Here is a 21645-nt window from a genome sequence, read left to right on the forward strand (position 1 = left end):
CTGCGTTTGGGCAAAAGTTTTGTAACGACCGTGAGCTGTTGCGGGCTGCTGCTGATCGCGCCGCAGCCGGCAGTGGGCGAGGAGGCGGCCGTGCAGCTCGCCAATGCCCCGACCCTGGCGCAGCAGGACGGCGGTGTGGCCGTCGTGCTGGAGCAGCAGTTGCGCCTGCGCCCGGCGACCATGGACGAGACGGTGGCGCTGTTCTACCTCTCACGCGCCTACCGCCCGGCCTGGGAGCACGCCCCGCGCGCGCAGGCGCTGCTGGCGGCGGTGGAGGCGGTGGGCGAGCACGGACTCGATCCAGCCGATTTTCGCCCCGCTGCGCTGCGTGCCGCCGCCGCCGCCGACCCGGCAACGCTGTCGCCCGCCCACCGCGCCGAACGCGAGCTGCTGCTGAGCGACACGCTCGCCGAGCTGCTGCGCCAGATCCGCTACGGCAAGCTCGACCCGCGCAGCCTGTACCGCGAGTGGAACTTCACCCCCGCCCCCAACCCCTATGAGCGGGCCGTCGAGCTGGCCGGCGTGGTGCAGGCGGCGGAGCTGCGTGCGGCGATCGACGCTCACGCGCCCGATCTGCCGCTGTATCGGGCGCTGCAGCGTGGCCTGGCGCAGTACCGCGCGCTGGCGGCGCTGGGCGACTGGCCGAAGGTGCCGGGCGGGCCGACGCTGCGCCCGGGCGAGCGCAGCGGGCGCGTGGCCGCGCTGCGCGCGCGACTGCAGGCCGATGGCGAGGCCGGGCTCGCTGCCGCGGACCCGAACCGCTACGACGAGACGCTGGTGGCCGCCGTACGTCGCTTCCAGGAGCGCCATGGGATGGAGGTCGATGGCGTGATCGGGCGCCAGACGCTGGCTGCGCTCAACGCCTCGCCGGCGCAGCGCGCCGACCAGATCCGTGCCAACCTCGAGCGCCTGCGCTGGGTCGCGCAGGACCTGCAGCAGGACCGCCTGCTGGTCGACATCACCGGCTATCACGCCGATCTGCGCCTTGGCGGCGAGACGGTGTGGGCCTCGCGCATCATCGTCGGGCGGCCGACCCGCAAGACGCCTTCGCTGCGCGACAGCGTGGTCAACCTGGTGTTCAACCCCAAGTGGGTGGTGCCGCCCACCATCCTGCGCGAGGACGTGATTCCGGGCATGGTGCGCAACCCCGGCTACCTCGCCAGTCATCGCCTGCGGGTGGTCGACCGCAGCGGGCAGACGGTTGATCCCGAGCACATCGACTGGGCCGGCGCACGCGGCAGCGGCTTTCCGTACATGATCGTGCAGGCCTCGGGCCCGGACGGCTCGCTCGGTCGCATCAAGTTCTCGCTGTCGAACCGCTACTCGATCTACCTGCACGACACCAACGCACCGTCCCTGTTCCGTCGCGCCGAGCGGGCGCTCAGCTCGGGCTGCGTGCGCGTGGAGAAACCCGCCGAGCTCGCCTTGCTGCTGCTCGACGATCCGCTGCGCTGGAGCGCCGAGGCCCTCGACAGCGCGCTCGACAGCGGCCGCACGCGCACCGTGAATGTCGGCCGCGAGGTCACGGTGCTGCTGCATTACAGCACCGCCAGCCTGGATGAGGCCGGCGCGCTGCAGTTGCGCAACGACATCTACAACTACGACCCCGCCATCGTCGCCGCGCTGGATGCGCCGCTGCGGCCCTGAGCGACCGTCATCTGCCGGCAACGCCGGCTTAACGTGGCTGACTTGTGCGCCGCCTATGCTGCGGCGCCATGAGAACGCTCGATTTCACGACCGAAGAGCTCTGCCAGTCGCCGCGTCTGCGCGTCGCACTGGTGACCGAGACCTGGCCGCCGGAGGTCAACGGCGTGGCGATGACGCTCAGACGCATGGTCGACGGCCTCATCGGCCGCGGCCACAGCGTCCAGCTCGTGCGCCCGCGCCAGACCCCCGCCGACATCGCGCTCAGCACCCATGGCCTGCAGGAGCTGCTGTCGCGTGGCCTGCGCCTGCCGCGCTACGACGGCCTCAAGCTCGGTCTGCCGGCACGCACCCGGCTGCTGCGCGAGTGGTCGCGCCAGCGCCCGGACCTGGTCCATGTCGCCACCGAAGGGCCCCTGGGGTGGACGGCGGTGACCGCGGCCAACAAGCTGCGCGTGCCGGTGACCTCGGATTTCCACACCAATTTCGACCACTACAGCGCGCACTACGGTGTCGGCTGGCTGCGCCAGCCGGTGGCGGCCTACCTGCGCCGCTTCCACAACCGCACCGCCGCCACCTACGTGCCGACCTCGGCGCTTGCACGTGATCTCGCCACCCAGGGCTACGAACGCATCGAGGTGATCTCTCGCGGGGTCGACACCACGCTGTACTCGCCGGCCCGGCGCAGCGAGGCGCTGCGCCGCGAGTGGGGCGTTGCGGTGGACGGGCTGGCGGTGATCTGCGTCGGCCGCGTCGCCCCGGAAAAGAACCTCGGCCTGGCGCTGCGCGCCTTCGCCGCGATCCGCCAGCAGCGCCCCGACGCCAGGATGATCCTGGTCGGTGACGGCCCGCTGCGCGACAGCATCGCGCGCGAGCACCCCGACGTCGTGCTCGCCGGCATGCGCCATGGCGAGGAGCTCGCGGCCCACTACGCCTCGGCCGACCTGTTCCTCTTCCCCAGCCTGACCGAGACCTTCGGCAACGTCACCCTCGAGGCGATGGCGAGCGGGGTGTGCCCGCTCGCCTACGACTACGCCGCCGCGGCCGAGGTGATCCAGGATCTCGGCAACGGCGCGGTGGTGCGCTGTGGCGACGAGGAAGGCTTCATCGAGCGCGCAGTCCAGCTGGCCGCCGCCGATGCGTTGCGCACCAGCCTGGGCCGCCACGCCCGCGAGACGGCGCGCGGCATCGACTGGGAACAGGTGAACGACGCCTTTGCCGCTGCCCTCGTCCGTGTCTGGCGCCAAGGCAGCGGCGTCCCGGAGAAGGCCGCCACCATCGGCGCGCAGGAGGCGAGCAGCTGATGCAGCGCGTACGTGCGATCTTCATTTCCGACGTCCACCTCGGCACGCGAGCCTGCCAGGCCGACAGCCTGCTCGCCTTTCTCAAGACCTACGAGTCCGAGTATCTCTACCTGCTCGGCGACATCATCGACTTCTGGGCGATGAACCGCAGCGTGCAGTGGGCGGCCTCGCACAACACCGTGGTGCAGAAGGTGTTGCGGCGTGCCCGCCACGGCTGCCAGGTGTTCTTCATCCCCGGCAATCACGACGAGGCCCTGCGCGAATACGCAGGCGTCGCCTTTGGCGACATCCGCGTCGAGTCCGAATGGATTCACGAGACCCTCGATGGCCGCCGCTACTGGCTGGTGCATGGTGACGAGTACGACCAGGTCACCCGCCACCACCGCTGGGTCGCGGTGCTCGGCGACGTCGGCTACAACACCCTGGTGCGCATCAATCTGCTGTTGTCGCGCGCGCGCCGGCTGCTGCGCATTCCCGGCTACTGGTCACTGGCCGGCTATGCCAAGCAGAAGGTGAAGAAGGCGGTCAGCTTCATCTTCGACTTCGAGGACGCGGTCGCCCACGCCGCCCAGCAGCGCGGTGTCGATGGCGTGGTCTGCGGCCACATCCACTGGCCGGCTGACCGTCGCATCGGCAAGGTGCGCTACCTCAACTGCGGTGACTGGGTCGACACCTGCAGCGCCATCGTCGAGCACTACGACGGCCGCATCGAGGTGGTGAACTGGGGCGTGCGCGGCGCCGCGGTCGAGGTCGAACGCGAGGAGCTTGCCCCTGCCGCTGTTCCTGCTCCGGCGCGGGGCGACACCGTGCCGGTGCTGCTCCGCAGCCGAACGCACAAGCCCGAGCGCACCTACCTAACGCCGGACGTCTGAGGCGCCGGCTCCGCCCCCGCCCGGCGGCGTGTCGCGCATCAGATCGAGTGCGAGGCGGATGCCGAGCACCGCATTGCCGAGCGCGAACAGCGCCACCAAGCCCATTGCCAGCGGCACCAGCGGGTAAGTGCGCAGCACCCAGGCGAGCACGGCGGACAACAGGTTGAGCACCAGCATCAGCCAGAAGCGGCGGTCCTGCGGCTGGTAGAGGCGAGACAGTTTCATGCTTGTGGGGGGACTCCGGGGCTGGGTTCAGGCGCGCGCGCCGACTTCGGCCAGGCGGCCGCGGCGCACCATGGCCAGCACGACGAGGGCGAGCACGACCTCGATCATGCCAATGGCGACGAACACCGCCGGATAGGGCGCGGCGAGCCAGAGCGAGAACACGGCCAGCAGGCCGCTGCTGAGCAGCGGGCCGGTAGCGAAGCCGAGCGAGCCCGCCATGTTGAAGGCGGCGAGCGCGCTCGCGCGGCAGTCGCTGCCGCCGTAGTGCGCGGCCAGCACCAGCGAGGGCGCGTACATCAGCGCCGCGATCAGCCCGCCCACCGCCATCGCCGGCAGGATCAGGGTGCCGGGCAGGAAGCCGAGCACGGCGAGGAACACGCCGTACAGCACGCTGCCGCTAACCATCATCGCGAGCGGATCCCAGTGCCGCGACAGGTGGCCGGCCGGATAGGTGAGGACCGAGAACGGGATCAGGAAGGCCGCCATTGCCAGGCCGATCTGGCGCGCATCGAAGCCGATCACCAGGCCGAGGTAGAGCGATAGCGTGGATACGATGAAACCCACCGTCAGGCGGTCGGCGAAGGAAAACGCCAGCGGTACCAGCAAGGGGCGGCGGCTGCGCAGGGTGTGCACGATCTCGCCCACCGCCATGCGCGGGCGGCCGTGCGTCGAGTCGGCCAGACCGAGCGCGCCGGCCAGCGCCAGCGCGAGCGACAGCAGCCCGCCGCCAAGCGGCACCCACAGCGGGTCGACGCCGCCGACGAAGCCGCCCAGGGGTGCGCCGGTCGCCACGCCCAGGCTGATCGCGGCCCCTACCGCGCCCATGCGCGCGCCCAGGCCGGCCTTGCCCGGCTGGTCGGCGCCGAGCGCCATCAGCAGCGACAGCGCCGACATGTGGGCAAAGCCCTCGAACAGGCGCAGGCCGAGCAGCAGCGCGTAGCTGTCCGCGCGCTGGTAGGCCCAGGCAATGCCGAGCAGGGTCAGGCCATTGACCGCCAGCGCCGTCACCGCGAGCGCCTTGCGTCGGCCGAGGCGGTCGGACAGCAGCCCTGCGATCGGCGCGCCGACCAGCGCCCCGATCATGTTGATCGACATGAACAGATGGCTGGCGAACTGGCCCAGGCCGGGAAAGCGCTGGGCGGTGAAGTCCGGCAGCACCGGCACCATCGCGGTGACGGGCAGCATCAGGCCGTAGAGCAGCAGCAGCGGCAGCAGGGGCGTCTTGGACAGGGGGCCGGTCATGGCTCGGTCGGGCGGTCGAGGCGGCAAGGATCAGGGGGGAGAGTGAGGCGGGGGGGCTGGCGCGGTGCCGTTCAAAACTCGAGCCTGGGTCCTGCAGGGACGATGCGTGTCGGATTGATGTGCGGGTGACTGATGTAGTAATGGCGCTTGATGTGGTCGAAGTCCACCGTGCGCGCGATGCCGGGCACATGATAGAGCCGGCGCAGGTAGCGCGACAGCTGCGGGAAGTCGGCGATGCGCTGGCGGTTGCACTTGAAGTGGCCGACATAGACGGGGTCGAAGCGGATCAGGGTGGTGAACAGGCGCCAATCGGCCTCGGTGTGCTGGTCGCCGACCAGCCAGTCGCGGGTGGCCAGGCGGGCCTCGATGCGGTCGAGGGCGGCGAACAGGCGCTCGAAGGCCTGCTCATAGGCGGCCTGGCGGGTGGCGAAGCCGCAGCGATAGACGCCGTTGTTGATGTTGTCGTAGATGAAGGCGTTGATGTCGTCGATCTCGGCGCGCAGGGCTTCGGGGTAGAGGTCGATGCGGGCATCGCCCCACTCGTCGAAAGCGCGGTTGAAGAGGCGGATGATCTCGGCCGACTCATTGTTGACGATCGTGCGCGTCTTCGTGTCCCACAGGACCGGGACGGTGACGCGGCCGCTGAAGTCGGCCTTCGCCGCGGTGTAGAGCTGATGCGCGTGCTCGAAGCCGTTGGCATGGTCGGGCAGGGCGGCGCTGAAGGCCCAGCCCTGCTCGGACATCACCGGCTCGACCACCGAGACCGGGATCACGTCTTCCAGCCCCTTGAGGCTGCGCACGATGAGCGTGCGATGGGCCCACGGGCAGGCCAGCGAAACGTACAGATGGTAGCGGCCGGGCTCGGCCGGGAAGGGCGAGTCGGGGCCGATATGGTGGCGAAACTCGGTCACCGTGCGGACGAATTCGCCCTGGGTGTCATCGGTGTCGTACCAGCCTTGCTTCCACTGACCGTGGTCGAGATAACCGCTCATGCGTGTCGCTGTCCTGTCGTTGTCGTGATGGGCTGTCGTGATGGCGTCGGGCGCGCTGGCCTCGGCGGCGCCCGCGCCAGGTGCCCGATGTGACAAGGCAGGCGGCGCGGCGTTTCAAATTTCGAGCGATACGCCCTTCGGATGATGGGCGCGATAGCCGCGCGCCGACTGGTCGGCGCTGCGGCTCCAGGGCTCGGTGCAGCGCGTCAGGTAGTTGAAGTGCAGCTGCGGCCGCCCCGGGCCCTTGTGTTGCTGCAGCAGCAGGTCGATGGCGCGTGCATGCGGGTGGCGGAACAGCGCGCCACTGGTCGACAACAGGTAATGGCTGCAGCGCAGGCGCGCGAGCAGGGCCTCGCTCAGGTTGGCGACACTGCCGTGATGCGGCAGCTTGAACGCGTTCAGCGTCAGGACCTGGTCGGGCGCATCGAGCCATTGCGCGAGCGAGGCCTCGAGCACGGCCGGCCAGGCGTCACCTGCAAGCAGCACGCGCGCCTGCGGCTTGGCCGCCGGGTACTCGAGCACGAAGGCGATGCTGCTGCCATTGGCCGGGCTGCGGTCGCAGCCGAAGGGCGCGTCCGCGCCTGGCTCCCCGCTGCCGCTGCCGAGCGCGTCCTCCAGCTGCGCGCCCAGGTCGCTGTCGTCGTCGGCTGGCAGCTCGAAGCGGTCGGCCATGGCCGCCGTCTCCTCCTCGTCCTCCTCCGCCCCCAGCACGTCGCCGAGCGGGCGCAGGCTGCGACTGGCCGCCAGGCGCTGGCGCAGCGCGGCCGTGTCGCCCGAGCTGATGCGGGCCTTGCGCAGCTCCTGCACCCAGCGGTCCTTGAGCGTGAGCAGGGCGGCATGATCGGGCGACAGCAGGGTGAGCCGGCAATCGCCCGGCAGCTCCACCACCGGCAGGGCGGGCTGGCTGCGGTCGACCGCCACCGGGCCGCGTGGGAAGTCGCGGTTCCACACCGACTCGCCGGTGCGGGCCTCGTAGTCCCCGATCAGCACGCCCAGCATCTCGCCCTGCAGGGCGCCGAGCGGCTGGCCGGCGGGGTCGGGCACGGCATTGAGCTGGTCGCGGCCGTTGAACCAGATGCGGTCGAAGCGGCACTGCAGGGCCTCGGCGTCGAGCAGCAGGCGGATCACGCCCTCGATGTGGTCGGCATCGACATGGGTGATCACCAGCAGGTCGAAGCGGCGCTCGGCCGCCGGCAGGTGCAGGATGCGCTCGCGCAGCGCCGGATAGGTGTGGGCGGGGCCGCCATCGATGAGCAGGCGGTGGATGGCACTGCCGCTGCCGTACTCGATCCACAGGCAGTCGCCGTGCGCGGCGGGCAGCATCTCGATGCGGAACATGGCGGCACTCCTCGTGGTGTCAGGCCGGCGCGGCGCTGTCGGCGGGCGGGCGCGCCTGGCCCGGGCGGGATTGCGGCAGGTGCCATTCGGCGTCGCCCAGGCTGACCAGGCTCAACGCCATCAGGTAGCCGCGGCCCAGCATGCGCCGGCGCACGCGGCGCATCACGGTGCCGAAGTCGGCGTCGGGCATGTCGACGGCGAGCAACTCGGACACCAGCTCGCTCGCCAGCGGCGCGGCATGGCGGCCGAGGATCTTGGCCAGGGTGCCGAGCACCACGCCGGCGCGAAAGGCACTGAAGGTGTTGGCCAGGCCGCTGTAGCCCATCTCCGGGTTGTCGGCGGCGGTGAGGCAGCCCAGCAGCAGCACGATCGGCCCGGGTTCGACCGGCGGCGGGTTGATCAGGTGCTCGTTGAGCTCGGGGCGGAAGCGCCACTTGAGCTCTTCGTCGAGGGCTTCGCTGCCGATCTCGAGGTAGTCCAGCCCGTCGTCCAGGTCGTGGTGGGCGAGCAGGATCAGCAGTGGAGGGGCGTCGCGCGCGACCGCCGCCTCCCATTGCGCCCAGTCGCTCACCACCGTGGCAGCCGGAATCGCCGCGGCCAGCGTCGCCCCCAGTTCGGCGCGATGGTCCTCGGGCACCTTGTCACTGCTGGCGCACAGTGCCGCATCGAGGGCGCGCAGGCGGCGGCGTGGCGCAGTGGGGGTGGACAGATCCTGCAGCCGTGCAGGGTCGGTGCGCTCGATCACCTTGCGGATCGACCAGAAGCCGAGCGGGCAGATCGTGTCGCTGCGCCCGCCGGCGGCCGCGGCCGCCTCACTCGTATCGCAGGCCGGGCAGCGGACGGCCTCGCCCGCCAGCACCGCCTGCCAGCCGGCACACAGGCGCGCGCCGCGGCGCGGGAAGCCGCGGTCGTAGACGAACTCCAGCGGCACGTAGCGCCTGGGGTCGTGATTGACCAGCTGCAGGCGCTCGCCCGGATCGACGAAGCCCTGGCTGCGCAGGTCCTGGTACAGCGTTGCGCCATGGCGCGCGAGGTCGCAGAAGAGTTCGAGCACATCCGGGTCGTCGGCGTCGAGCACGGCGTCGCGCTCGTCCACGCCCTGCTGGCTGCGCCGCCGCACCAGCGACACGTCCTTGAGGAAGAGTTTGTCGTTGAGCAGCCGCACAAGGGCGCTGGTGCTGCCGAGGTCGAAGATCTTCCCGCCCTTGCCGGCAAACACCCGTATCTCGGCCGAGCCGAAGGTGATCGTGGCATCGAAGGCGCCCCGCTCGGGCAGCTCGATCACCGCGCGCTGGCCAAACTGCACGGCGAGCTGCAGGTCCGCGCCGGCGTCGGTGCAGGCGGCGGCGCCTTCACGCTCGACCGCGGCCCTCAGCCTGACGGCCTCGAACACCTTGCCCTTGAAGCGGAACAGCAACTCGGCCTCGAGCTCGTCGATGCCGTCCGGCACCTCGATCGGCAGGTCGCAATCCTCGCTGCGGGCGCTGCGCCTGGCGGGCAGGTGGATGAGCCCGGCAGCACCTTGTCCCTGCCAGCACAGCTCGACGCTGAGCGCCAGGCCTTCGTCCGGGATGTCGACGGTGGGGATGGGGGCGTCGGCCACGGCTGCCTGCGCCTGCGGCAGGCCGATCCAGCAGCGGATGATCTGCCGGCGCCCGGCGACGAAGCGCAGGCGGGCGAGGCCATCGACGATGATCAGCGCATTGACCCGGCGCTGGTCGGCCTCGGTCTCTGTCTCGGCTTCGGTCTCGGTCCCGGCTGCGGCGCCGTACGGCGCGGCCATCGAACGGGCGCCTGGGGCCATGCGTGCGCGTGAGGGCGGCTGCGGCCCGGTGGCATTCGCAGCCGTTGAAGCGTCGGTGGCGCGCGCGCGCGGGGCCTCGGTTTCATCGAGGATCGGGGCGGGCCGCGGCAGATTGCGCATGAATTCGGCGGCGCGGCGATGGGGCGATACCGGTCGGCCTGCGCGAAGGTCGGCGGCGAGACCGATGAGCCCCAGGGCGCGGATGCGTGCATCGCTCGGCCACGCTGGACCCGCCAGGGCCAGCAGCCGGGGGATGAAATGCTCGGCGGGCTCGCCGGCGATCAGCGCCGCGATTTGCCTATCGGGCAGCGCCGGCTGCGCGTCGGCGGGCGCGCCTGCGAGGAGCGCAGCGATGTCCAGCCGGCTCGCGCCGGGCCCTTCGAGGTCAGGATGCCCAGCCTTCGGTAGCGCGCGGAGGGGAGTGCCCTCAGCGTCGGCGGTGCCCGTGGCGGCCCACACGGTGAGGCGAAGCGCGCGCGCCTGCTCGGGATCCAACATGCCGGCGGCCTCGTCGGCGTCGGCCTGGGCCAGCAGCGCCAGCAGCTGGGCACGCAGGCGCGGCGGCACCGGTGCGATCGCCGCGATCTGCTCATAGGCCGACCAGGGCTCCTCCCAGAACAGGAAGGGCAGCGTGTCGTCGGCGTAGAAGAGGCTCTCGAGGGGCGACGAGTCGCCCAGGCGGGCGCGCGCGAGCGCCCACCAGAAGCGGGCGTCCTCGGCGATGCCATTGTGCGGCTCCGGCAGCTCGGCCGCACTTTCGAGCGCGCGCTCGATCGGCAGCGCGGCGAGCAGTCGGTAGTTCGCCGTCCTGCCCTGATGCAGCCCGGCCAGCAGCGGCGCGATGCGGCTCGCGTCGCCGACGGCCTCGAGCACCCTGGCCGCCACTTCGGCGTCGGCCTCATCGGGGGCGACTGCCAGCCCGCGCAGGCGTTCGCGCACGCTTTCCAGCGGGATGCGGGCCGCCAGCGCAAGGGCGAGTCCGCGCGGGTAGGACGCGCTGGGCGATTGATCGGCGATGGCCCAGGTGGCCTCGGCAAGCGCCCCGTGCTGTGCAGGGTCGAGCTCGAGATGCAACGCCGCCGCCAGTGCCGCCAGGCGAACCAGGACGTCGGGCTCGTGGCGCCCGATCTCGAGCAAGGAGGCGATGGCCGCCGACGGGTTCAGCGGCGGCATCGGCGAATCCTCGAGCAGGCGCGCGAGAGGGGGCAGGCCAATGCACGGCGGTCGAGCACGGCGTCGAAGCCTGCAAGCCTCTCCACATACAGGACCGTCATCTCGCGTCTCCCCGCGCTGACCCATTTCGGATACCGGCCGCCGGCAGTGCAGCGCGGCCCGCGGCTGATCTGAATGTAGGCAAATCTGGCCCGAACTCCAACCGCAGATTGACCCGTCGTGCCTTGCGGTGGGCGGCCGCGGCCGCACTCCTCACGCCGGCTTCGCGTGCTGCCTCCGGTAGCGCGCGATGAGCGCGGTGGTGCTGCCGTCATGAGCGTGGCGGTCGGCCGGCGCGCCGAGGTCCTCGAGCACGCGCGCGGCGAGCTGCTTGCCCAGCTCGACCCCCCACTGGTCGAAGGAGTTGACGCCCCACACCACGCCCTGCACGAAGGTGCGATGCTCGTACAGGGCGATCAGCGCGCCCAGCGTGTGCGCATCGAGGCGCTTGAGCAGCAGGGTGTTGCTCGGCCGGTTGCCGCCAAAGCTGCGGTGCGGCAGCAGCTGCGCGATGCGGTCGGCACGGATGCCGGCAGCGCGCATCTCGGCCTCGAGCTCGGTGGCGGACTTGCCATGCATCAGCGCCTCGGCCTGCGCTACCATATTGGCGTAGGCGATGCGGGCGGCTTCGGCGCGCTCCGCGGGGGCCTCGAGCACGCCGATGAAGTCCACCGGGGCGAAGCGCGTGCCCTGGTGCAGCATCTGGAAGTAGGCGTGCTGGCCGTTGATGCCCGGTTCGCCCCAGATCACCGGGCTGGTGTGGCAGCCGACCGGGCTGCCATCGGCGCGCACCGACTTGCCGTTCGACTCCATGTCGAGCTGCTGCAGGAAGGCGGGCAGGCGGTGCAGGCGCTGGTGGTAGGGGGCGATGAGCTGGGTCGGGGCGTCGAGGAAGTCGACGTTCCAGATGCCGATCAGCGCCATCAGCAGCGGCAGGTTGTGTTCCGGCGGCGCGCTGCGAAAGTGCGCATCCATCGCACGCGCGCCGGCCAGCAGGGCGTCGAAGGCGGCAGGGCCGATCTGCAGCACGATCGGCAGGCCGATCGCGCTCCACAGCGAGAAGCGCCCGCCGACCCAGTCCCAGAAGCCGAACATGTTGTCGGCGTCGATGCCGAAGGCGCGCACCGCGTCGGCCTGGGTCGACACGGCGACGAAGTGGCGTGCCACCGCGGCCTCGTCGCCCGCATGCGCGACCAGCCAGCGCCGTGCGGCGTGCGCGTTGGTGAGCGTCTCCTGGGTGGTGAAGGTCTTGGAGGCGACGATGAACAGCGTGCGCCGCGGGTCGGCCTGGCGGAGCACGTCGTCGAGCTGCACGCCGTCCACGTTGGAGACGAAATGCAGCCTGAGCCGCGGATGGGCCAGGTCCTTGAGCGCCTCGCACACCATCAGCGGGCCGAGGTCGGAGCCGCCGATGCCGATGTTGACCACGTCGGTGATCGCCTCGCCGCTGTAGCCGCGCCATTGGCCGGCGCGCACGCGCTCGGCAAAGGCCGCCACGCGCGCGCGCACCGCGGCTGCGTCGGCGACCACGTCGCGTCCATCGAGCATCAGCGCGGTGTCGGGCGCAGCGCGCAGCGCGCTGTGCAGCACGGCGCGGCCCTCGGTGACGTTGATGCGCTCGCCTTCGAACATCGCGCGGCTGCGCTCGGCAACGCCTGCCTCGCGCGCGAGCTGCAGCAGCAGGCGCAGCGTGTCGTCGGTGAGGCGGTTCTTGGAGTAGTCGAGGACGAGGCCGCAGGCCTCGGCCTGCATGCGCCCGGCGCGCCCGGGGTCGGCGGCAAACAGGGCCGTAAGCTGTTGCGACTGGACGAGCTGACAGTGTCTGCCGAGCGCCTGCCAGGCCGGCGACTGCGCGATGGAGGTCATGGTTTGCAGAGCAAGGGGGTGAGCGCGGAATGCGCGAAGGCGGCAATGATGAGCGCAAGCCGGGGCCGACTCAAGCGGCAGCGGCCGGGCGTCGTTGCCTGCGCACGACAGGCCCGGGGGTCAGGCCTGCATCTGGCCGATCGTGTGGCGCAGGCGGTGGTGGGCGAGGGCGAAGAAGACCGCGCCGATGAGGGCGACCATGACGAACTCGGGCCACACCACGGCGATCCCCGCATCGCGGAACAGCACCCCCTGGGCAAGGCCGACGTAGTGCGTGGTGGGGGCGAAGGACATCAGTACCCGCACCAGCTCGGGCATGCTCTCGCGCGGGGTCAGCGCGCCCGACAGGATCTGCAGCGGCAGCAACACCAGGATGGACATGAGGCCGAACTGCGGCATGTTGCGCGCCAGGGTGCCCATGAAGATGCCGATCGAGGTGGCGGCAAACAGGTAGAGCAGGGTGCCGAGCGCGAACAGCAGGGCCGAGCCCGGCACCACCACGCCCAGCGCGATCTTGACCACGACCTGCAGCGAGAAGGACGAGGCCACCAGCACCACCACCGCCATCGACCAGACCTTGGACAGCATGATCTCGAGCGGCGTCACCGGCATCACCAGCAGGTGCTCGATGGTGCCGTGCTCGCGCTCGCGGATCAGCGCCGCGCCGGTGAGCAGGATGCCCAGCATGGTGATGTTGTTGATGATGGCGGTGACGGCGGCGAACCAGCCTTGCGTCAGGTTGGGGTTGAACAGCGCGCGCGGCACCAGCTCCACCGCTTGCGGCGTGACCGAGGGGTAGCCCTGCACGAAGGCGCGCACCTCGTCGTTGATGATGCGCTGGATGTAGCCGGTGCCGGTCTGGGCCTGGCTCTGGCGGGTGGCGTCCACATTGAGCTGCAGCGCCGGCGAGCGCCCGGCCAGCACGTCGCGCTGGAAGTTGGGCGGGATGTCGAGCACGAAGGTGTGGCGGCCGGCGTCCATGCCCTTGTCGATGTCGGCCAGCTCGATCATCTCGGGCGTGATGAACTGCGGCGGCTGCAGCGCGGCGACGATGCGGGCCGACAACTGCGAGCGGTCCTCGTCCGCGATCGCGATGGCGGCGCGTTGCAGGCTCTCCGGGCGGGCGCGGGCGTCGGCGTAGATCGAGCCGGTGAACATGAACACGATCAGGAACAGCATCGTCCAGTCGCCGAGCAGACTGTGGAACTCCTTGATGCCGAGGTGCCAGGTGTTTCTCAGCGTGCCGCGCGTGTGCATGGGGGCGTCCTTGCCTCTGTCCCGGTCCGGTGGCCCGGCGCCTAGCGCGCCTGCTTCTTCAGCAGCAGCACCGAGGCCAGGGTCAGCACCGGGATCGCGATCAGCAGCGGGACGAAGGCGGCCCACAGGTCGCCGAAGTCGAGCGCCTTGGCGAAGGTGCCGCGGCTGATGTTGAGGAAGTGGGTGGTCGGGTAGGCCTGGCCGATGAGGGCGCCCACGCCCTCGAGCGAGGACACCGGGTCCATCATGCCGGAGAACTGGATCGCCGGCAGCAGGGTGCCGATCGAGGTGCCCGCCATCGCCGCCACCTGGCTGTCCGTCAGCGTCGACATCAGCAGGCCGAGGCCGGTGGTGGCGGTGACGTAGAGCAGGGCGCCGAGGACCAGCGTTGGCAGGCTGCCCTTGAAGGGCACGCCGAACAGCGTGATCGCGAGCACGAACAGCAGCGCGAAGTTGAACAGCGACAGCGCGATGTAGGGCAGCTGCTTGCCGAGCAGGAACTCGAGCTTGGTCACCGGCGTGGTGTAGACGTTGAGGATGGAACCGAGCTCCTTTTCGCGCACCACGCCGAGCGCCGTCAGCATCGACGGGATGAAGACCAGCAGCAGCGGAATCACCGCCGGCACCATCGCCACCAGGCTCAGCATGTCGGGGTTGTAGCGGTAGCGCACGGCGATGTCGGCCAGTGGCGCAGGCGCGGTGCCGGTGGCCGCGGCGACGCCCTCGGCGAGCGTCTGTGCATGCACGCCCAGCATGTAGCCGCGCGCCACTTCGGCACGCATCGGCATCGCGCCGTCGAGCCACATCGCGATCTCGGGTCGGGCGCCGCGCGCGAGCTCGCGGCCGAAGCCGGGCGGGATCTCGAGCGCCAGCGCCAGCTCGCCGCTGCGCATGCGGCGGTCGAGGTCGTCGTGGCTGAATAGCGGCGCCTGCTCGGAGAAGTAGCGCGAGCCCGACAGGTTGAGCGTGTAGCGCTCGCTGTCGGTGCTGCGGTCGTGGTCGAGCACGGCGTAGTTGAGGTTCTCGACGTCGGTGGTGATGCCGTAACCCATCACCAGCATCAGCAGCACGGTGCCGAGCAGGGCGAGGGTGAGGCGGAAAGGGTCGCGGCGCAGCTCGGTCGCCTCGCGCGCGCTGAAGCTCAGCAGCCGCGCCAGGCTGAAGCGCGGCGGGCGGCGGGGGGACGAGGGCGGGCTCGATGTCAGACCCGGCGCCGCCTCCGGTGCAGGGGACGCGGCGGGCAAGGGCGCATCCGCCGCTGCCTGGCCGGCGTGCTGTGCCGACGGCGGCTCGACGCCACTCGCCTCGGCCAGATAGCCGACGAAGGCGTCCTCGAGGCTGGGGGCACCGCGCTGCGCCATCAGCGCAGCCGGGGTGTCGCTGGCGAGGATGCGGCCGGCATGCATCAGCGAGATGCGGTCGCAGCGCTGGGCCTCGTTCATGAAGTGGGTGGTGATGAAGATGGTCACCCCGTCGCGGCGCGACAGGTCCACGATCAGTGCCCAGAAGCGGTCGCGCGCCACCGGATCGACGCCCGAGGTGGGCTCGTCGAGGATGAGCACGTCGGGCCGGTGCAGCACCGCCACCGCCAGTTGCAGGCGCTGGCGGATGCCGAGCGGCAGCGCGTCGGGCAAGGCCTCCATCACCGGCGCGAGCTCGAAGCGCGCGGCCAGCTCGGCAATGCGCGCTTCGCCCGCGGGCGTCGGCAGGTCGAACAGGCGGGCATGCAGCTCGAGGTTGCGGCGCACCGACAGCTCGCCATACAGCGAAAAGGCCTGCGACATGTAGCCGACGCGGCGCCGGGTGTCGATGTTGCGCGCATCGAGCACCTCGCCGAGCAGGCGCGCCTCGCCCTCGGTGGGCGGCAGGAGGCCGGTGAGCATCTTCATCGTGGTCGACTTGCCGCAGCCGTTCGAGCCGAGAAAACCGAAGATCTCGCCGCGGCGGACGTCGAGATTGACGTCGTCGACCGCCACGAAGTCGCCGAAGCGCATCTGCAGCGCGCGCGCCTCGATCACCACCTCGCCCGCATCGAGCGGCGGGATGGACAGGGGCGAGTGATCGCTGCGGCGCTCGGGCGGCAGCAGGGCGAGGAAGGCTTCTTCCAGGCTGGCGCTGGCGGTGCGCGTGCGCAGCTCGGCGGGCGTGCCCGTCGCCAGCACGCGGCCGGCATCGACCGCCACCAGCCAGTCGTAGCGTTCGGCCTCTTCCATGTAGGCGGTGGCCACCAGCACGCTCATGCCCGGGCGGCGCAGCCGGATGCGTTCGATCAGCTCCCAGAACTGACGCCGCGACAGGGGATCGACGCCGGTGGTGGGCTCGTCGAGGATCAGCAGGTCGGGGTCGTGGATCAGCGCGCAGCACAGGCCGAGCTTCTGCTTCATGCCGCCCGACAGCTTGTTGGCCGGGCGCGATTCAAAGCCCTCCAGGCCGGTGGCGGCGAGCAGCTCGGCAATGCGGCGCTCGCGTTCGCTGCGCGACTGGCCGAACAGGCGACCGAAGAAGTCGACGTTCTCGAACACCGACAGGGTGGGGTAGAGGTTCTTGCCCAGGCCCTGCGGCATGTAGGCGATGCGCGGGCACACGGCGGCGCGGTGGCGCGCGCTCGCCATGTCGCCGCCCAGCACCTCGATGCGGCCACGCTGGATCCTTCGTGCGCCGGCGATCAGCCCGAGCCAGGTGGATTTGCCCACCCCATCGGGGCCGATGAAGCCGATCATGCGGCCGGCCGGGATGTCGAGGCTGACCCCGTCGGCCGCCCGTGTCGCGCCATAGCGGTGCTCCAGCCCATCGAGGCGGACGACCGCTGGCGTGGCGCCAGGGGCGGTCACGGCAGCTTCACCTCCAGCGCGGCAGGCCAGGGGCGCGCCGCGTCCAGGCGCACGTGAGCGAGGCCGGGCAGGCCGGTCTTGACCTGTTCGGGGTACTGGCGCAGCAGTTCGGGATCGACCCGCGCCTTGACGCGGAACACCATCTTCTGGCGCTCGCTCTGGGTCTCCACCGTCTTGGGCGTGAACTGCGCGACGCTGGCCACATAGGACAACTGGGCCGGAATCACGAACTGCGGTGCGGCATCGAGCACGATGCGCACCTCGCTGCCCATCGCCACGCGGCCGGCGGCGCGCTCGGGCAGGAAGAAGGTCATGTACACGTCACCGACATCGATCAGGCTGACCACCTTGCCGCCACTGCCGATCACCTCGCCCGGCTGCACCACCCGATACTGCACGCGGCCGTCGCGCGGTGCGCGCAGCACGCCGTCCTCGATGTCGGTGCGCAGGCGGGCCACCACCGCCTCGGCGGCGGCAATGCCGGCCTCGGTCTGCGCGACCTGGGCGCGCGTCGCCGCCACGGCCGCCTGCGCCGCGGTGATCTGCGCCTGGGCAACGCGCACGTTGGCCTCGGCGTTGCGCGCGCGGGCGGCGTTGTCGTCGGCGATCTGGGCCGAGGTGGCGCGCTCGGAGAGCAGCGCCTGCGAACGCGCGCTGGTGCGGCGGGCGACGTCGAGCTCGGAACGGCGCTGCACCAGCACCGCCTCATTCATCAGGACGTCGGCCTCGCGCTGCGCCACCAGCGCGAGCGCGGTCTGGCGCGCGCTGCGGGCGTTGGCGAGCTCGGCCAGCGCCTGCGCGAGCTGGGCTTCGACCGACTTCATGTCCATGCGCGCGACGACGTCGCCGGCGCGCACGAAGTCGCCTTCGTTGACCAGGATGTCGGCCACCCTGCCTGCGGCGCGTGCGGCGACATCCACCTGGGTTGCCTCGATGCGGCCATTGCCGCGCACCACGTTGCCGTCGTCGGCGGGCGGGCGCAGCGTGGTCCAGGCGGCAAAGGCGATGGCCAGCACAACGAGGGCGGCGATGCCACGGAGAACGAGGGACTGGGTTTCGGCTTTCATCGGGGCGTCCTGACGCGCAAATCGGGCCCTGTAGTAAGATGACGCCGGCTTTCTCGGATGACCGGCTGGCAGCCGGGGCAAGCGGCCGACGGCGAACGGAAATGCCGCCGGGTCTCGGCCTGGGCACGGTCGTCGGGCGGGTGCACGGGGCCTCGTGATTATGCCATCCGCAGCAGCTCCGGGGCCTCGTGATCATCCGGGCGGCGCGAACCCAGCGCGGGATTCCCTGTCTGGCTACTCCCGCACACTGACGATTCTTCAAGCGCAAGGCGAGACGTCCAACCATGTCTGCATCCACCCATCCCTTATGGCCGCTCGACCGCGTGCTGGCGAGCCCCGGGCGCGCCGAGCTGACGCCCGACGCCGCGGGGGGCGGGGCCTTGCTCAGCCTCACGGGTGATTGGACGCTGGCCCACTACAAGGCGCTGAACGCACGCGCCGCGGCGCTGCGCGCGCGCATCGGCCCTGAGGTGCGCATCGACCCGAGCGCGCTCGGCGCGATCGACACCGCCGGTGCAAAGCTGCTGCACAGCCTGCTCGGCGCGCAGCGGCTGGCCGAATTGGCGGCCGATGCCAGCGCGCTGCCCGCCGAGCGCCGCGCGCTGCTGAAGGCGGTGGCGAGCGCGCTCGACGTCGAGGCGGCCGCGCCACCCCGGGCGGGCAATGCGATCGCCGACGTGCTCGAACACGTCGGCCGCACCATGGGCGTGTTCTGGCAACACGTCGTCGGCCTCACCGGCTTCATCGGCTTGATACTCGAGACCGCCCTGCGCGTGATGGTGCAGCCGCGGCGCTGGCGCATCACCGCGCTGGTCGCCAACCTGGAAAAGACCGCCCTCGATGCGGTGCCCATCATCGCCCTGCTCACCTTCCTGGTCGGCGCGGTGGTGGCCTTTCTCGGCGCCACCGTGCTCGCCGACTTCGGCGCCAGCATCTTCACCGTCGACCTGATCGCCTACTCCTTCCTGCGCGAATTCGGCGTGCTGCTCGCCGCCATCATCGTCGCCGGCCGCACGGCGAGCGCCTTCACCGCGCAGATCGGCTCGATGCGCGCCAACGAGGAGGTCGATGCGATCCGTGTGCTCGGCCTCGACCCCATCGAGCTGCTCGTGCTGCCGCGGGTGTACGCGCTGCTGCTGGCCCTGCCGATGCTGAGCTTCGTCGCCATGGTGTCGGGCATCGTCGGCGGCATGCTGGTGTCGGCGCTCACGCTCGACATCTCGCCGGTGATGTTCCTGTCACGGCTCGAGAGCAACGTCGGCCTCATCCACTTTCTGGTCGGCATGGCCAAGGCACCGATCTTCGCCTTCCTGATCGCCGTCATCGGCTGCCTGGAAGGCTTCCGCGTGCAGGGCAGCGCGCAGTCGGTGGGCGAGCACACCACCTCGGCGGTGGTGCAGTCGATCTTCGTCGTCATCGTCGTCGATGCGATCGCCGCGCTGTTCTGCATGGAGATGGGCTGGTGACGGCGGGGCCGGCGAGCGCCGCCGACAACATCATCGAGGTGCGTGGCGTGCGCAACCAGTTCGGCGCGCAGGTGGTGCATGAGGCGCTCGATCTCGACGTGCGACGCGGCGAGATCCTGAGCGTGGTCGGCGGCTCGGGCACCGGCAAGTCGGTGCTGCTGCGCACCATCGTCGGCCTCAACCGGCCGCGACTCGGCAGCGTGCGCGTGTTCGACCAGGACCTGCTGGCCCTGCCGGCGACGCAGCGCATGGCGGTCGAGCGCCGCTTCGGCGTGCTGTTCCAGAAGGGCGCGCTGTTCTCGTCGTTGACGGTGGCCGAGAACGTGGCGCTGCCGCTGATCGAGCATGCCGGCCTGAGCGCACGCGAGGCGGCGCAGCTGGCGGCGCTCAAGATCGCGCTCGCCGGCCTGCCCGCGCTGGCGGGGGAGAAATACCCGTCGGACCTGTCGGGCGGCATGGTCAAGCGCGCGGCGCTGGCGCGTGCGCTGGCGCTCGACCCCGACATCCTCTTTCTCGACGAACCCACGGCCGGACTCGACCCGATCGGGGCGGCAGCCTTCGACCAGCTCATCCTCACCCTGCGCGATGCGCTCGGGCTCACGGTGTTCATCGTCACCCACGACCTCGACACCATCTACACCATCACCGACCGCGTCGCCGTGCTGGCGCAGAAGAAGGTGCTGATCAACGCCGCGCTGGACGACGTCGCCGCCTGCGACGACCCCTGGATCCGCGAATACTTTCACGGCCCGCGCGGCCGGGCGGCGGCCGTCGCGGTGGCGGGCACGGCTGTGGCAATGGAGAAACCCTGACATGGAAACCCGCGCCCATCACGTGCTGATCGGTCTGTTCACCGTGGTCGTCATCGGCGCCGCGCTGCTGTTTGCGCTGTGGCTGGCGAAGGCCGACAGCGACCGCCAGTTCGAGGTCTACGACATCGTCTTCCAGGAGGCGGTCACCGGCTTGTCGCGCGGCAGCACGGTGGAGTTCAACGGCATCCGCATCGGCGAAGTGACCGGCCTGCGGCTCGACCCGCAGGACGCCCACCGCGTCATCGCCCGCGTGCGCGTCGACAGCGAGGCGCCGGTGCGCACCGACACCCGCGCGCGCCTGGTGCCGGCGGGCATCACCGGCATCTCGATCATCCGCCTCACCAGCGGCGATGACCCGACCAGCGCCAAGCTGCAGGGCAGCGATGACGAGGTGGCGCAGATCATCGCCACCCCTTCGCCGATGAGCCGGCTGCTTGCCGACGGCGAGGATGTGGTCTTCAACGTCAACGAATTGCTGATCCAGGCGCGGGCGCTGTTCTCGGCCGACAACGTCGCCGGCATCGGCCGCACCCTGCAAAACCTGGAGCAGACCACCGCCGGCCTGGCCGCGCAGCGCCAGGACGTCAGTGAGGCGCTGCGCCAGCTCACCCTTGCCAGCCAGCAGGCCAATGCCGCGCTGGCCGAGGCGACGCGCGCGATGGGCGCGGCCAACCGCCTGATCGACGTGCAGGGCACGCGCACGCTGGACAGCGCAGAACGCTCGATGCAGGCCTTCGAGCGCGCGATGACCACCCTCGACAGCCTGGTCGCCGACAACCGCGGCCAGCTCGACAGCGGCATGCGCGGGCTGGCCGAACTGGGCCCGGCGATCGGCGAGCTGCGCAGCACGCTCGCGTCGCTGCGTGCCATCACGCGCCAGCTCGAAGACCGGCCCGCCGACTATCTGCTCGGGCTAGAACCGACCAAGGAATTCACCCCATGAACGCAGACCGCAAAGGCTTCGGCTCCTCCCGCTCCCTCGGTCGCCTGCGCAGCGGCGTGGCGCTGACCTGCGCCGCCGTGCTGGTGTCGGCCTGCACCATCCTGCCCAGGGCCGAGCCGGTCGATGTCTATCTGCTGCCGGGGGGCGAGGGCGCCGCATCGGCCCGCGGCGCGCGGCCACCGCTGCCTGTCTCGCTGCGCATCGCGCGCCCGGCCGCCGGCGTGCATCTGGCCGGCCAGCGCATCGTGGTCATCCCTGAGGACAACCTTGTCAGTGTCTACAAGGGCGCGGGCTGGAGCGACCCGGCCCCCATCCTGGTGCGCAACCGCCTGCTCGACGCCTTCCGCGCCGACGGGCGCATCGCCGCCCTGAGCAGCGACGAACGTCGCCTGCACGCCGACTTCGAGATCGACAGCGACCTGCGCGCCTTCCAGACCGAATACCGCGACGGCCGGCCCGAGGTCGTGGTCCGCCTCGATGCGCGCCTGTACCGCCCGGACAACCAGCGCATCGTCGCCAGCCAGCGCTTCGAGTTCCGCCAGACGGCGACCGATACGGCCGTGCCGGCGGTCGTGCAGGCCTTTGGCGTGGCGTCCGACCGGCTTGCAGAGGCGGTGGTGGAGTGGGTGGTGGCTGGCGTGGAATGACTGCCACGGCGCGCGCGACGGGGTCGCGTGCCAGGCGGAACTGCTCCAGGCCCCGAGGGTGTAAGGGCTGGTCAGACTGACCCGGCAGTCACCTTGCGCCAACGGGCGGCGGCAATGCGGCTT

The 21645-nt window shown here is 70.9% G+C and carries 16 protein-coding genes; 7 read left to right on the forward strand and 9 right to left on the reverse strand.

Going from position 1 to position 21645, the window contains the following annotated elements; genetic code table 11:
• Positions 1–30: 30 nt before the first annotated feature.
• The 3 genes from PLC66_RS05620 (at position 31) to PLC66_RS05630 (ending at position 3820) form a co-directional block, all read left to right on the forward strand.
• Positions 31–1647, forward strand: coding sequence for a L,D-transpeptidase family protein (locus tag PLC66_RS05620; protein WP_324538262.1), 1617 nt, complete (start codon positions 31–33; stop codon positions 1645–1647).
• Positions 1648–1715: 68 nt separating this feature from the next.
• Complete coding sequence (locus tag PLC66_RS05625; protein WP_324538263.1) at positions 1716–2948, forward strand: glycosyltransferase family 4 protein; 1233 nt, start codon at positions 1716–1718, stop codon at positions 2946–2948.
• Positions 2948–3820 carry a UDP-2,3-diacylglucosamine diphosphatase gene (locus tag PLC66_RS05630; RefSeq protein ID WP_324538264.1) on the forward strand — a complete coding sequence of 291 codons (873 nt, stop codon included), beginning with the start codon at positions 2948–2950 and terminating at the stop codon, positions 3818–3820. The genes PLC66_RS05625 and PLC66_RS05630 overlap by 1 nt, the downstream gene beginning before the upstream one ends.
• On the opposite strand, the gene PLC66_RS05635 is transcribed toward PLC66_RS05630, so the two are convergent.
• The 9 genes from PLC66_RS05635 to PLC66_RS05675 all read right to left on the reverse strand — a co-directional run bounded on the left by PLC66_RS05635 (position 3803) and on the right by PLC66_RS05675 (position 17654).
• The gene (locus PLC66_RS05635; protein ID WP_324538265.1) at positions 3803–4045 is read right to left on the reverse strand and encodes a hypothetical protein; all 243 of its coding nucleotides are present in this window, start codon (positions 4043–4045) and stop codon (positions 3803–3805) included. The two genes, PLC66_RS05630 and PLC66_RS05635, sit on opposite strands and share 18 nt — an antisense overlap.
• Positions 4046–4072: 27 nt before the next feature.
• On the reverse strand, positions 4073–5287 hold the full coding sequence (locus PLC66_RS05640; protein WP_324538266.1) for an MFS transporter: 1215 nt from the start codon (positions 5285–5287) through the stop codon (positions 4073–4075).
• A gap of 71 nt (positions 5288–5358) precedes the next feature.
• On the reverse strand, positions 5359–6279 hold the full coding sequence (locus PLC66_RS05645; protein ID WP_324538267.1) for a glutathione S-transferase family protein: 921 nt from the start codon (positions 6277–6279) through the stop codon (positions 5359–5361).
• A gap of 114 nt (positions 6280–6393) precedes the next feature.
• Positions 6394–7617: a ComEC/Rec2 family competence protein gene (locus tag PLC66_RS05650; protein WP_324538268.1), complete on the reverse strand. Its 1224-nt coding sequence runs from the start codon at positions 7615–7617 to the stop codon at positions 6394–6396.
• A gap of 19 nt (positions 7618–7636) precedes the next feature.
• The gene (locus tag PLC66_RS05655; protein ID WP_324538269.1) at positions 7637–10594 is read right to left on the reverse strand and encodes a hypothetical protein; all 2958 of its coding nucleotides are present in this window, start codon (positions 10592–10594) and stop codon (positions 7637–7639) included.
• A 252-nt stretch (positions 10595–10846) separates the two neighbouring features.
• Positions 10847–12499 (reverse strand): glucose-6-phosphate isomerase, encoded by a 1653-nt coding sequence (pgi, locus tag PLC66_RS05660; protein WP_324538270.1) that lies wholly within the window; start codon positions 12497–12499, stop codon positions 10847–10849.
• Positions 12500–12619: 120 nt separating this feature from the next.
• Positions 12620–13756, reverse strand: coding sequence for an ABC transporter permease (locus PLC66_RS05665; RefSeq protein WP_324538271.1), 1137 nt, complete (start codon positions 13754–13756; stop codon positions 12620–12622).
• Between the two features lie 41 nt (positions 13757–13797).
• Positions 13798–16587 (reverse strand): ribosome-associated ATPase/putative transporter RbbA, encoded by a 2790-nt coding sequence (rbbA, locus tag PLC66_RS05670; protein WP_324538272.1) that lies wholly within the window; start codon positions 16585–16587, stop codon positions 13798–13800.
• On the reverse strand, positions 16584–17654 hold the full coding sequence (locus PLC66_RS05675) for an HlyD family secretion protein (RefSeq protein ID WP_324538273.1): 1071 nt from the start codon (positions 17652–17654) through the stop codon (positions 16584–16586). The genes rbbA and PLC66_RS05675 overlap by 4 nt, the downstream gene beginning before the upstream one ends.
• 284 nt (positions 17655–17938) lie before the next feature.
• On the opposite strand from PLC66_RS05675, the gene PLC66_RS05680 reads away from it, so the two are divergent.
• From PLC66_RS05680 to PLC66_RS05695, 4 genes are read left to right on the forward strand one after another with little or no spacing between them, the layout of a single operon-like run.
• On the forward strand, positions 17939–19120 hold the full coding sequence (locus PLC66_RS05680; RefSeq protein WP_324538274.1) for an MlaE family ABC transporter permease: 1182 nt from the start codon (positions 17939–17941) through the stop codon (positions 19118–19120).
• Positions 19117–19932 (forward strand): ABC transporter ATP-binding protein, encoded by an 816-nt coding sequence (locus PLC66_RS05685; protein WP_324538275.1) that lies wholly within the window; start codon positions 19117–19119, stop codon positions 19930–19932. Before PLC66_RS05680 ends, PLC66_RS05685 begins: the two co-directional genes overlap by 4 nt.
• A gap of 1 nt (position 19933) precedes the next feature.
• Positions 19934–20875, forward strand: a complete 942-nt coding sequence (locus PLC66_RS05690; RefSeq protein ID WP_324538276.1) for an MlaD family protein — start codon at positions 19934–19936, stop codon at positions 20873–20875.
• Positions 20872–21522 (forward strand): ABC-type transport auxiliary lipoprotein family protein, encoded by a 651-nt coding sequence (locus PLC66_RS05695; RefSeq protein ID WP_324538277.1) that lies wholly within the window; start codon positions 20872–20874, stop codon positions 21520–21522. The genes PLC66_RS05690 and PLC66_RS05695 overlap by 4 nt, the downstream gene beginning before the upstream one ends.
• Positions 21523–21645 lie beyond the last annotated feature (123 nt).

The sequence above is a fragment of the Thauera sp. genome (assembly GCF_035444905.1).
In the GTDB taxonomy this organism is placed as follows: domain Bacteria; phylum Pseudomonadota; class Gammaproteobacteria; order Burkholderiales; family Rhodocyclaceae; genus Thauera.